We start from the raw sequence: 13,184 nt of genomic DNA, 5'->3' as shown, positions 1-13,184 counted from the left end.
TGGGTACTACGGCTTCCGGCCTTGGCAATTCGCCGGGTGTGGCACAGAGAACCTTCGTAATAGTTATCGTCGTCAGGGCGGGTTGCTTTAGCGGATTTTCGAAAAAATTTACTGGCATCCTGCCAGCCCAATGAAATCAAGGAGTTGACGCCAAGATCCAGGCAACCAAATGTCCCCTTGTATGAGTCTTGTGGTAGAGCCTGAGCTGGCCTTCGGAGGATTTAGCGCAATCGGGGCGTGAGCGGTTTTACTCGCGAAGAGGCCGACAGGAATAACTCAGTAACCAAAACAAAAACGCCGCCCTGGAATCGGCGGCGTTTTTACGGGTGGCAGCTGTCAGTCACGACGCTCGACGATGGCCGAGCCCCACGACAAGCCCACGCCAAAGCCACTCAAGGCAACGCGCTTGTGCTGCGAGCCGAGCACATGCTTCTCAAGCAGGAGCGGGATGCTCGACGACACGGTATTGCCGGTCTCGACCATGTCCTTGACGAACTTCGTCTTGTGTTCACCCTCATCGAAGCGCGCCGAAACCGCATCGACGATCGCCGCGCTACCTTGATGCAGGCAGTACAGATCAATGTCCTCGGCCTGCAGCTGGCTAGCTTCAAGCAGCTGTTGCAAATGCGCCGGCACTTTGACCAGGGCGAAATTGTAGACCTGACGACCATTCATGAAGAACTTGCCATCAGTGGTACGCAGATGTTCAGCGCCCGAACCATCGCTACCGAACAGCGACTTACCAAGCTGCCAAACGGCATCCTCGCACATCCAGGTCGCCGTGGCTGCGTCACCGAACAGCATGGTGGTGTTGCGATCTTCAGGGTCGACGATCTTCGAATATGGGTCAGCGGTGAGCAGCAAGCCATTCTTCAGCCCAGCCGCCTCCATGAAGCCTTTCATGGCATAGATGCCATAGACATAGCCGGAGCAGCCCAGGGAGATATCGAAAGCAGCGATCGCGGTCGGCAGGCCAAGCTTGTGCTGAACGATAGCTGCGGTATGGGGCAGACCTTCGGCATCGCCGTTCTGGGTGACGACGATGACGATGTCGATGGATGCCGGATCAAGCGAGGGATTGGCAGCAAACAGATTTTTAGCAGCTTCGACACACAGGTCGGAGGTTTCCTGGCCATCGTCCTTGCGCGGCAAGAAGGTCGAACCGATCTTGCCGAAGATGAAATCCTGGTCTTTGCCGAATTTCGCGCCCTGGGCGTAGTTGTCCACCCCTTCGGTAGGCACGTAGCTGGCGATGCTTTTAATGCCAATCATATGGCTTCCCAATTCAATTACAGCGAAATACCCACTGCCTGCGCAACGACAAAACGCCAGGCGATACGGCGGCAACCGATCCCTGACAGCGTGTCCAGGTGCGACGCAGCGGCTCCCGGTTTTCGACAATATACAGTGAAGATGCGCGTTCTGACTCTCAAGTCACGCTCTTTTTGTCGAATAGCCGGGCACCGCCTTGCGCCTGTACCAGGTGACGTTCAAAAGCTGCTGAGGGTTTGGCCAAGAACCTGCACTACACGGTCCTGATCGGACGTGGGTAAACCCCACCACAAAGGCAGGCGCAACAGTCGCTCGCAACTGTGCTCGGTCACCTGCATGTTGCCATGGGTACGCCCATAGCGCTCACCTGCCGGCGACGAATGCAGTGGCACGTAGTGGAACACCGCATAGATCTCATGCTGCTTGAGCACATTGAGCACCTGTTGCCGATCGATACCCGGAGCCAGCAATACATAGTACATATGGGCATTGTGTTGGCAGTGGTGCGGGATGATCGGGCGGCGCAGCAGGCCTTGCTGCTCAAGCCCTGCCAAGGCGTCATGATAGTAATCCCAGCTGGCCAGGCGCTTGTCGGTGATGGCTCGTGCTTCTTCGAGCTGAGCCCAGAGAAATGCTGCGATCAGCTCGCCCGGCAAGAACGACGATCCCACTTCCTGCCACGTGTACTTGTCCACTTCACCGCGGAAGAAGCGACTCCGATCAGTACCCTTCTCACGGATGATTTCGGCGCGCTGGACTTGCTGTGGGTCATTGACCAGCAATGCCCCGCCTTCGCCAGAGATGACGTTCTTGGTCTCATGGAAGCTGAATGCCCCCAGATCGCCAATACTGCCCAACGCCCGTCCTTTATAGCTGGACATCACGCCTTGAGCGGCATCTTCGACCACCCGCAGGCCATGCTTGCGGGCAATCGCCATGATGCTGTCCATTTCGCATGCGACCCCAGCGTAGTGCACAGGCACGATAGCCTTGGTCCGAGGCGTGATTGCTGCTTCGATCAGGCGCTCATCGAGATTGAGGGTGTCGGCGCGAATATCGACGAACACCGGCACCGCGCCACGCAGCACAAAGGCGTTAGCGGTGGAGACGAAGGTGTACGAGGGCATGATGACTTCATCGCCCGGCTGGATATCCAGCATCAAGGCAGACATTTCCAGCGCGGCGGTGCACGAATGGGTCAGCAACGCCTTTTGGCACCCAGTCTGCGTCTGCAGCCATTGATGGCAGCGCTTGGTAAAAGGACCATCGCCGGCGAGCATGTTGCCGAATTTGGCTTCGGCAATGTAGAACAGCTCCTTACCGGTCATGTGCGGGCGGTTGAAGAGAATTTTTTCAGTGCTCATTGCTGAATTCCGCAGTTGGCGCCAGAGTGGGTGGGAGCACAGGTTGCTGCTCAGCACACCGGGGATGTACTGATACGTCCACCGATCTGAGTTCCCTGTTCGAGGTTTTCATAAAAGTACGAGGTGAAGCCGGCTGCAGCCATCGCCCGTTGAATCTCGCCGATGTCGTACTCCAGACGGTGCAACTCGAAGGCTTGTCCATCCCAAGTGGCGAAGCCTGCCCGCGGATCACCGTCACGCGGCTGGCCCACCGAACCTGGGTTGCAATAGACCTTGCCCCGGCCCTGCCAGAGGCACTGGACATGGGTATGCCCGGAGACAAAAACGCTGCCGGGCAACGCATCGAAATAGGCCTGGGACGGCTGCAGGTACTCGTCCAGTGGGTCGGCCCAGCCACCGTGCACCAGGCTGATGCCCAGCTGCTTGGCCTGAAGATCAAGGCCTTCGAGCCAGGCCAGGTTTTGCGCGGTGATGACCTGCGCCTGATAATCCAGGCAGCGATTGGCACTGTTGGAGCGCGGGCAGCGCTCACCCCGGGCCAGGTACCAGTCATGATTGCCCATCACTGAAAACACTTGGCGCTCGCGCAGGGCGTCGCAGCATTGATTGACCTGACAGTAGTAACCCGCGGTGTCGCCCAGGCAGATGATCCGTGACACCCCCAGCGCATCGAGCTTTGCGAGTACGGCGCGCAATGCGCTGTAGTTGCCGTGGACGTCAGAAATGATCCCGATCATGAATCACATAATCCTCTATGTAGCGTACGGCGAAGCCCTGACGCAGCGTTGGCGCCTGCGGCGTCTGCCGATCGAGATAGAACTCCAGGCACATCTTCGCCTCGTTGTAACCGAAAGCGCGGCGAATGGAACTGGTCGAGGAGATACGCGGATTGATCTCCAGCAGGTACCAGTTGCCGTCGCTGCCACGGCGAAACTGCAAATTAGTCGGACCTACCGGTTTGAACGCGCGGCACAACCGGGCGACTACCACGTCGAGGCTTGCGTGCTGGCAAACCCGCGCCTTGGCGGTCGAGCCATCGGAGGCCAGACTGCGCTGGAAGGTGATGCTCGGGCCACTGCCGCCCCGGCCATCACCGAACACTGCAACGGTGTACTCCTGAGCAGCGTTGCCGATGATCGGCTGGGCCATCAGCACTTCACCGAGTAGTGGCGCATAGGCACTGAAGTCGCGCTCCTCGCCCACCCAGACCAGGCCTTTGGAGGCATAGCTGCGGCGCGGCTTGAGCAGAAATGGCAGGCCAAAGGCTTCCTTGAGCGAGCGAAAATCGCCCTTGAGCAGGCTGGGAATCCGGCATGCCTCATCCATGCCGAGCAAGGCCTCATGCATCGCCCACTTGTCTTGCGACAGCTCGATCAGTTGCGCGGCGTTGAGCGCCAGCTGGCAGCCGGTCTGGGCGAACGCCTCACGCTGCTGCGACAGCCAGTGCACATCTTGTTCAATGCCCGGAATCAACAAGTCGACGGCATGCCGCTGGAGCACGTCCAGCAGCCATTGCTGATAGTTTTTGTCGGCAGTCAACGGCGCTTGCTCGAACACATCGCACCAGGCTTGGCCGACCGCATCATCGAAGATGTCGGCGCCAATCAGGCGCAACGACGGGTCGGCGGCACGCAGCGACTTGAGCAGGCCATAGCCCATGATCGCGCCAACCCCGGTGACCATCACGGTCCTCATGCGTTGCTCTCCCGATGAATTCGCATCAACTCGAAACCTCGCTGAATATCGATCTGCGGCACGTAGCCGATTTGCTCGAACAGATCCTGCGAGCAAACGAAGGGCGGCAGATCGGGAATATCGTCTTTGTCTGCGAGAAAGCGCACATCGCCAGGCTGGCCAAAAGCCGCGATGGCCGCCAAGGCTATCTCGGAAAGCCGTGGGTCTTGCGGATGAGCGCAGTTGTACAGGCCGCCGATACCCCCACTGGCCACGCGCGCACAAATCTCGGCCAGATCATCCAGGTGCAAGTAACTGCGCCGGGCATCGTTGCCCCCATGGAGGTTGACGGTATTGCCAGCAGCAGCGTTGTCGGCGATGGCATAGAGCAAGGGTTGGTGCGCACGGCACAGGGCCTGACTGTCATACACCTGGCTGAGGCGCAGAATGCATAGGGTTATGCCGCGGGTCGTGCAGTACAAGCTCGCGACCTCCTCTGCATGGCGCTTGGACAGTGCGTAGATACCGAAATATCGATCGCCTGGCTGATAACCGGCCGAGCGTGAGGACAGCAGGATCACCTGCCGTGCACCACAGCGTTCCGCCAGTTGACAGGCAGCCAGGGTGCCGACGCTATTAGCCTGTTCGGCGCGAATCAAGTCCTCTGGTGCATTGCCGCCAAAATCGGCAGCGGCATGCACCACCACGTCAAACGTGTCGCTGATGTCGGCTGGCGCGCCGTGAATTAGGTCGAACGCCACGTCTGCCTGCCGACGCCCAGCCATTTTCACCGGGCCATGCCGTGACAGCGCTTGAGCAATGGCCTTGCCTAGCGTCGAGGTACTGCCGATCACCAAGCTGTTCATTGGTCGGCGAGGGTCGCTTCGAGCATCAGCGCGCAGCTGAGCTCAGGGTAGTCGATAGCCACGGTACACATGGCGGTGGTGATGTTATCGCTGAGGTTCAGGCTCCTCATCTGCGAGGTCATGAATGGCTTGAGGAACAGCCCCTCTTTGCGCACGACGCGCAGCCCTGCTTGCTCCAGCTCCTCGGTCAGGGTCGCCAGCGAGTAGGCACGCAGATGCCCAAGCTGATGATCACCGGCCCCCAGCGTCATCATGTCATCAAGCAACCCGGCAGCGTGACCAAAGCGACGGTGCAGCGATTGCGCATTCGGCACAAGCACGAAGCAGCGCCCACCGGGTGCCAGGTACTGCTTGAATTTGCGCAGCACCTGCTGCGGATCTTGTACATGCTCAAGGACAAAACCCATGACGATGAGGTCAAAACGCTGCTCGGTTTCGAAGGTCTCGAAGTAGCTTTCGATAATGTGCGCCGGACAGTCCGGATACTGTTCCTGGAACTGGGCAATCACCGACGCTGAACCGTCGATCACCGTGTGCGTGCGAAAGTAACTGGAAAACCGCTGGGTCGAGAAGCCATGACCGATACCCAACTCGAGCAGGCTGAGCTGTGGCCCGCACAACTGCATGATGCGCCGCGGATACCAGTTCAGCATGATGTTGTTGTCATAGGCGTAGCCAAAGCTGTCGCTGTATGCCGCGATATAGGTATCAAGCGTGTTGTTCATCTGTGCCTCTGTTCTCGCATGAGTCGGATCGATGTGCGCAATTCAATGACTGGCCTGCCTTATCCGGGCAGCCAAGCTCGCCGCCAGGCTTGCAGTCGCTCACCCTGCAGCAACCAGTTGTGACGCACCTGGTTGCGCAGCTCTTCGCCCAGCGCCGCTGACGCCTGAGGATCCTCAAGGTGCAGACGGATCGCCCGTATCCAATCATTGGCCGTGTTGTCGACGCGGCTCAGCGGCAGTACATCGCTGCCGACCAAACCGGGGCTCCTGCTGCAGATCAGCGGATGACCACAGGCTGCATGTTGAAGCACGCGCAGGTCTGCCGAGCAGTGGTTGCTCAAGCTGTCACTCATCGGCACCAGGGCCAGGTCGAGATCCAGCGCCGCCAATGCAGGCCCCAGGTCGTTCCACTGGGGTGCCGGGTGACGCTCGGCAAGCAATGGCTGCAGTGACGCCGGGCAATCGCCAAGCACTACCCACTGCACCTCATTGGCCAGCGCCGGCAGCACCTCGCTGAGCAAACCGCTGTCCTTGCCACCCAACCAGCCCACGCGGGGCTTGTCGGCCACGCCGCGCTGCGCGCTCAAACGCCCCCAGCTTGTTGGCAGGGCGCTCTGCAACAGGCACACGTCTTCGTGCTGGCCCTGAAGCAGTTCGGCCAGCATTGGGCTTGCGACCATTACCCGGTCGGCCTGGAGCATGCCCTGCTGTAGACGCTCGAGCAGTTGCTCGGCATTCATGCCAATGGCCAGATCCATCGCCGGCAGATAGCCATCAAGGTCATATACCTTGAACGCCGTCGAGAAGGCCCGCAGCCTGCGCAAGGCCAATAGCCCGTCATCGTCGAGCGGCCGCTGCATAACCACCGTTGCCGGCGAAAAGCGCTCGATTTCAACTGCCGACAACCAACCGGTGGTGGCTGCAGCTTCGATCTGCCCGGCCCGCTCAAGGGCCGTTAGCGGCTCTAATAAGCGTGTCGCAGAGCCTGGCTGCTGCTCGCCCAGGCAAGCCAGCACTTTAGGCAAAGCATCAGCTGAGGGCGACCAGCACAGGGCGTTGTCCTGCAGAGCGAATGCCTCGCCATCGCGCAGGGAAAAATTTCGGTTATAGCCAGGATCTCGGGCTAGCAGCGGCAGCCAGCGCGCATACAAGGCATCTTCCTGCTCGGCGCTCGGCCTGCGCTGGCCGCGCGCGTCCTGTAGAAGGCGGGCATGCGGGGTCCACACGTTGACGTAACCGCCCTGGTGCAGGCGCAAGCACAAATCAGCCTCGGCCCATGGCGCCAGCAGCGGATCGACATCCAGCCCTGCCGCCTGCAGGAACAGTTCGCGCCTGATCATCAGGCATTTACCGCCCAGCGCCGCGCAGCGCTGTTCGAGGCCAAGCCGGCCCATGTAGCCGGCATCCTGGGCTGGCATGCCGCGGAACAACTGGCCAATGCTGGCGCTAGCGCCAAGCAGCAACGCGGCCTGCTGGATGCTGCCTTCGCGGTCGAACAACTTGCCACCCACCGCGCCCACTTCGGCGCGCTGGGCGTGGTTGAGCAGCGCTTGCAGCCAGTCGGGCTCAAGCACTGCGCTGGCCGCATCGAGCAACACCAGGTAGTCACCCCGCGCCTCTTGCGCCGCGGCATTGCACATGGCCGCACGCGACTGACCAGGCATGAACTGGAACACCGCAAAGCGCGCCTCATCCATCTGACTGACCATTTGCAGCCAGGCCAGCAAGTCCGGGTCATCGCTGCCAGGATCGATCAGGATCACTTCATAGGCGTTGTGGGTGGTGTGCATCAGCAGGCTTTCCAGACAGCGCTGAAACGCCAGCAAAGATCCTTCCAGGTAGATCAGTACACTGACGGTGGCGTCTTGCTGATGGCCATAATCGATGCGGTAACGACCCGGCGCGCCGGGCAAGTCGATCACCTGAGCCTGCGGATAACCGCTGGTGCGCAGATGGTCGGTGATCACCGCATGCTCATCGGCGCAGATCTGCGCCCGCACCGCGTTGGCCACCAGCAGCGCATCACTGACGTGCTCCACGGCTGCCTGGCCATGTGCTTGGATCAGACGCAGTTGAGCATGCAGCTCGAAGGCGCGCCCACCCTCAGGAGCAAAGCCATGCTGCTGTAACAGGGCCTCGCGTCGGTAGCACCAATGGCGAGACAGACTGGCTGGAAACGCCAGCAGCAAGTCCAGGTCCAGATCCGGGCGCAGGGCAATATCGACCAAACCGCCCTTCACCTGCACGGCTTCATCGGCATACATCGCCAGGCAACTGGGGTCGCCGTCCAGCAGTTTCAGGGCGGCCGCCAGCAGGCCACAGGGGGTGAACGTCTCGCCAGCATCGACAATCATCAACCACTGGCAATCACTGCGTTCGAGCAGACCGTTGATCAATGGCACAGCTTGCTCGACCCCACCCTCCAGCCAATCGACCTGAGCCTGACTTGGCCGCGAGTTGCCCAGCACATGTACCGTATAACGCTGATACAAGCTTTGCTGCAGGCTCTGCAGGGTGCGGGCCAACGCCTGCGGATCTGCCCCGTCGCGCACCACGATGGCAAGAGTCGGTGCCGCTGGACTGGCCAGGCGTTGCTGGATCAGTTGCAGCGGCGTCGGCTGCGGATAGCGCTGGCGCAGCCAGTCGAGCGCACCGCGCCGATTGCCCTGCGTCTCGCGCTCGGCAGCCGCTTGAGTCTTGGCGATGAAAACATCCAATTGCTGCCAGAACCCTGCGGTGCGCTGGACGTATTGCGTCAACGCCTGTGGCAGGGTCGAACGGGCCTGCTCAAGCGCTTGCGGTTGGTCGAGCATGGCGAAGCCGACATTGCCAAAGAACCCCAGGTTGAGGAACTGCTCGTCAATCCCGTGCCCCGGGATGAAGAGCACCGGACACCCGCAGAGCACAGCCATCACGCAGGTCATCGACCACTCATGGCTGTACAGCACCTCGGCCTTGCGCAGCAAACTGGCCAACTCGGACAGGCTCAGTGGATTGGCGACACTGAGCAGGCGAATATCGTCAGGCAATTGCGTGTAGTCGATCTGCTCCAGCGGATGGCGGTTCTGATAGAGGTAACGACCTTCACGCACCGCGCCTGCCGGCGGCGGCGAGAACAGCCCGATGTCGATCGCCGGCAGGCACAACAGGTCGAACTCGCTCAGCCCCAATCGTTCGGCCAGAGGCGCTGCATAAAAGAACAGCAGATCGTCGCTGCGCGCCTGCATGCCGCGACCAGAGATCGCCCCTTCGAAATTGAGCAAAAAGCGCGAAACCACTGCGCACCCCAAAGGATTGCCCTCGACCACTTCAGGGTAAATGGCGATCGGCGTCTTACCTTCGCTCAAATGGCGCACGGCGATAGCTGAGTCCAGCAACGGCGTCTTCAGTTCAGGATTGACTGTCTCGGTCCGGCAGATATAGGCCTCACGGCCGCTGAGGTTGAGCATGTGACAGAGGTAGTGCAGCGCCACGATACCCGAGGACGTCTCACGGTAGGCAGGTGCCATGATGTAGTAGGGATGCTCGGGCTTGGCATACATCAGACGCAGACGCGCCTTGGCCAGTTCCAGGTCCTGCCCATCCAACTGCAAGGGTGTCGACATCGAGCTGAAAACTCCAAGGTAAAGTCGTTAGTACGCCAATCACCGACTGCGGCGATCAGGCAACATGGCGCTCAAGGAAAGCCGGAGCATCGGCGCCAGTGTTGAACAACAGGTCGATCACGCTCACCGCGTGCTGAAATTCGCCAAACACTTGCCGATACTCCGGATAGCCGGCATAGCTCATATAGGAAACCGCAATACCCGATGCGGCGAATGCCGCTTGGTCTAGGTAACAACTGGCAGCTGGGCCTGAGAGATACTCACTGGCACCCAATGCCTGGCACAGGTGCACCAGGCGTTCGTTGCGTCCTTCTACCTGGCCAAGCGCTTCAGAGCGGTACAACGGCGTATGGATACCGAGCAACTGGCACAAACCGGCGATGAACAGGTGGTTGACCTGCGATAACCCGGGCAAGCTGGCCGCCTGTTCGTAGAGGGCGCGAATAGGGCCTTCCATCTGCGCAAAGCAAGGGGCACGCCGGTAGCTCTGCTCGATGGTTTTCCAATGCGCTGCGGCCCAGCCTGCATCGCTGATCTGCACTTCATTGATGAGCTGGCCCAGTCGACCCTTTTTCTGCACCGCGATGCTCAACCAGTGTTCACCCTGGGCGGTCTTGATCTTGTTGCGGTTGCGCCAATCGGAGCGGGTGTACTGCACGTCGTCGTACAGCACGAACGCATCGACACTGCGGATCAGGTCGAAATATCCCTTCCACGGGATGTAGTTCGATTGCACTATCGCCACTTTCTTTTGCATCGCCAACCTCTACCGCAAGCCGGATCTCCACGCGCCCCTGCAAGCACAAAGAGCGCGTTTTGCTACGTCAATATCCTGCCACTCAGACATAAAAAAGTCGGGCACTTGGCCCGACTTTGCAAATCCCGCGCCAGTTAACCTAGCTGGGCCAGCCACTCAGGCGCGTCAGCCACCGGCGCGACGCTGGCAAACCGCGAGCGACCCGTGAATGACCCAGGCCACCGTTGCGCCAACTCCGGCGCTTGCTCGCCCTGCTCTCCTCGCCCACTGCTCACCAGCAGTTGCGAACGCGGCGTGCCGAGCACTATCAGGCCAGCATCGCGCACTTTCAAGCTCAGCTCGATAGCAGCATCCGGCCCAGACTGCAGGCCTTCACACTGCTCGAACAGCTCCTTGCGGATCATCAGGCACTGCGCCGAAACAGCCGCACAACTGCGTACCGACTGTACCCAAGGATTATCTTGCACTTCAGTCCCCAGCAGACCCTGCCATGGGCTGTACACCTGGGCGTGTGCCAACAACTCATAACCGGCATGGACCAATGTGCCGTCCTGCGCCAGCAAGCGCGCACCTACCAGGCCAACCTCAGGACGCTGTGCTTCATTGAGCAGGCCTTCGATCCAGGCCGGAGAAATCACTTGGCTGTGCTCGGACAGCACCACCAGGAATTCGCCCTGGGCATGACTAGCCGCCAGGTTGAGCAACTGCTCGGCAGTGGCTTGCGCCGGGCCGCCCACCACCCGTACACGGTTGCCCGAAGCCTGCACAGACTCCCCACCGGTCTCGCTGGCAACTGCCACGACGACTTCGTAACGTGGATAACGGGTGCGCTGCAGTATGCCCGTCAAGCATGCCTGTAATTGGCTAGAGCCGGGCTGGCTGGCGACCAGAATACTCACCAGGGGCGTCGCCGAATGACGGAAGTCGATGACCAGCCCCGACCCGTCCTGCTCGCTAACCTGGGCACGGTAACCCAAGTTGCCCAGGTGCCGACCGAGGATGCCGCGCGCCTGCGCCGTGAGGGCTTGCGGTGCTTGCGCGGCAATCAGCAGATATTCGTCCATATGGGCCAACACGCCGGTGCCATGCGCCTCGACCAGACGCAGCAACAAGTCGTATTCCAGCGCTTCGCGCTGCTCTTCGCTGTAACCGCCAAGTTCCAGCACTGCTTCGCGGCGCACCAGCCAATGCCGCGACATCAAGCCCGGCTGGCTGCGCAACAGGTCCAGGTCACTACCTGGACGACGAACAGTGAGCAACCGCCCCGGCTCATCACGCTGCACTTCATCGGCAACGATGGCGTGGCAAGCAGGCGCTTCTCCCAGTTCCACCAACAGGCGCAGCAGGCCACCAGCAAGCAACACTTCACCCGCCTGCATCAGAAGCAGCCACTCGCTCGGCAGTTGTCGAACCGCCTGGTTCAGATGAGTCACCCAGTTGCTTTCGCTAACCTGAATGAAATGCAAGGTATCGCGCGCCGTGGTGATCGCTGGCGGCTTGCCTGCCTTGAGCACGACCAGCTTGAAGTTGCGTATACCACTGGCCAACAGACTGTCGAAGGTGGCCTGCAGGGCCGCGTCATCATTTTTCAGATCGACCACGACGAAAGCGATCGTCGCTCCCGGATTGCGCGCAAGGTGCGCCAGAACACGCTGACGGCCTGCTTCGTCCGGAGTGGCCGCGGCAATGGCCGCCAGGGCCTGACCGGAGGCTGTGGCCTGCAACCATTGCTGCGGGTTGACGCCTGGCACCTGTTCAAGACGCCCCAGCCAGTCAGCCATTTCGCGGGCACGGGCGCTGTCAGCGTCGAGCATCGGCTGCAGCAACTGACAGATCTGCGGGTTGAACAGGCCAAGCGCCAGCGCCTGCCAGTAACGCTCTTGCAGACTTTCCGGCGTATCGTTGGGATGCGTTTGCACCAGCTCACGCTGGCGTACCCACACACCTTCCAAGGCTTTGTGCTGCGCCAGGCCGGTCGGCCATGCGTGACACAGGAACTCAATCGCGCTCAGCCGAGTAAACAATGGGGCGTTGTAGTACGGCAGCTCGACGTACTGACGAGGCTCGAAATCGCGCTCGGGATCATCGATCACGCTGGTCCAGCGCGAGGTGAACAAGAGGTCGGCCTCACCTTGATCGTAAGTGCCACGCACGAACTGATTGAGCACGGCAAAGCCGGTATCATCCGCGCACGCAGCCTGCTGCTGCGCATCCCATTGGCGCAGGACGCGAACCGTCTGCGCCAACCGCTCTTCGCGCGCCGCGGCAGTCAGGGTGCAGGGGCTGAACTCACATACTACGTCGGTTTGCTCGAGGTGAGCGACGGCCCCCTGGGCGAGGATCGCGCAGGACAGGGCAACCCGGAAGCCGGCAAAGTCCAGTTCATCCGGGACACTGGCCAATGCCGCCTGCAGTACCGGTACCCGCAGCAGCGCACGCCACGCCTGCTGGCCGGCCTGGGCATACTGCTGCAGACGCGCTCGGGTGCCGCAGACCTGGCCAGCAGCGAACGCCGAACCCCGCCGGTGGTAGGCCACCTGCCCTTTGCCCGCGGCATACACCAGCGCATAGCCCTGGGCCGCTACTGCTTGCGGTTGCGCGCTTAGGGCTTTTGCAGCGCCAGCCAGCGCCGCTGGCAGGATGAAGTCGGCATCGAGCGCCAAGCTGACCAGGGGCGTGTCCAGCTGCGCCACCACCAGTTCCAGGCGCGCCTTGCAGACAGCGCCGGTGCAGGTGCTCAGCAAAGGTTCCAGGGCATGGCAAGCGATACCGGCCTGGGCATAGTAGTGAAGCGCTCGGGCGCGGTGATCTGCCTGGTCATGGCCAAGCAGGACAACGGTCACATCAGCGGGCGACCCGGTTGCGATTTCGATCATAGAGCACCTGTCGAGGTTGTCGTTGCAGCACCCGGCAGCGCCGGG

General features: G+C 60.9%; 9 protein-coding genes. All 9 read right to left on the bottom strand.

All coding sequences use genetic code 11. The annotated features are described in order from the left end of the window. Positions 1-336 precede the first annotated feature (336 nt). The 9 genes from HU737_RS04100 to HU737_RS04060 all read right to left on the bottom strand — a co-directional run bounded on the left by HU737_RS04100 (position 337) and on the right by HU737_RS04060 (position 13,139). Entirely contained in the window at positions 337-1,272 is a 936-nt protein-coding gene (locus HU737_RS04100) for a ketoacyl-ACP synthase III (protein ID WP_186555962.1), read from the bottom strand. 218 nt (positions 1,273-1,490) lie between these two features. Further along, positions 1,491-2,636 (bottom strand): dTDP-4-amino-4,6-dideoxygalactose transaminase, encoded by a 1,146-nt coding sequence (gene rffA / locus HU737_RS04095; RefSeq protein ID WP_186555961.1) that lies wholly within the window; start codon positions 2,634-2,636, stop codon positions 1,491-1,493. A gap of 50 nt (positions 2,637-2,686) precedes the next feature. Continuing rightward, positions 2,687-3,373, bottom strand: coding sequence for a metallophosphoesterase family protein (locus HU737_RS04090; RefSeq protein WP_186555960.1), 687 nt, complete (start codon positions 3,371-3,373; stop codon positions 2,687-2,689). Then, the gene (locus tag HU737_RS04085) at positions 3,354-4,331 is read right to left on the bottom strand and encodes an ATP-grasp domain-containing protein (RefSeq protein ID WP_186555959.1); all 978 of its coding nucleotides are present in this window, start codon (positions 4,329-4,331) and stop codon (positions 3,354-3,356) included. Before HU737_RS04085 ends, HU737_RS04090 begins: the two co-directional genes overlap by 20 nt. Then, on the bottom strand, positions 4,328-5,176 hold the full coding sequence (locus tag HU737_RS04080) for an NAD-dependent epimerase/dehydratase family protein (protein ID WP_186555958.1): 849 nt from the start codon (positions 5,174-5,176) through the stop codon (positions 4,328-4,330). Before HU737_RS04080 ends, HU737_RS04085 begins: the two co-directional genes overlap by 4 nt. Continuing rightward, positions 5,173-5,901: a class I SAM-dependent methyltransferase gene (locus HU737_RS04075; RefSeq protein ID WP_186555957.1), complete on the bottom strand. Its 729-nt coding sequence runs from the start codon at positions 5,899-5,901 to the stop codon at positions 5,173-5,175. The genes HU737_RS04080 and HU737_RS04075 overlap by 4 nt, the downstream gene beginning before the upstream one ends. Before the next feature lie 59 nt (positions 5,902-5,960). Beyond that, positions 5,961-9,506 (bottom strand): glycosyltransferase, encoded by a 3,546-nt coding sequence (locus tag HU737_RS04070; RefSeq protein ID WP_186555956.1) that lies wholly within the window; start codon positions 9,504-9,506, stop codon positions 5,961-5,963. 55 nt (positions 9,507-9,561) lie between these two features. Continuing rightward, on the bottom strand, positions 9,562-10,263 hold the full coding sequence (locus HU737_RS04065; RefSeq protein WP_186555955.1) for a WbqC family protein: 702 nt from the start codon (positions 10,261-10,263) through the stop codon (positions 9,562-9,564). Positions 10,264-10,397: 134 nt separating this feature from the next. Then, positions 10,398-13,139 (bottom strand): glycosyltransferase, encoded by a 2,742-nt coding sequence (locus HU737_RS04060; RefSeq protein WP_186555954.1) that lies wholly within the window; start codon positions 13,137-13,139, stop codon positions 10,398-10,400. Positions 13,140-13,184: the final 45 nt, after the last annotated feature.

This window comes from Pseudomonas urmiensis, assembly GCF_014268815.2.
In the GTDB taxonomy this organism is placed as follows: Bacteria; Pseudomonadota; Gammaproteobacteria; order Pseudomonadales; family Pseudomonadaceae; genus Aquipseudomonas; species Aquipseudomonas urmiensis.
This window is presented reverse-complemented; position numbering and strand designations above follow the sequence as displayed.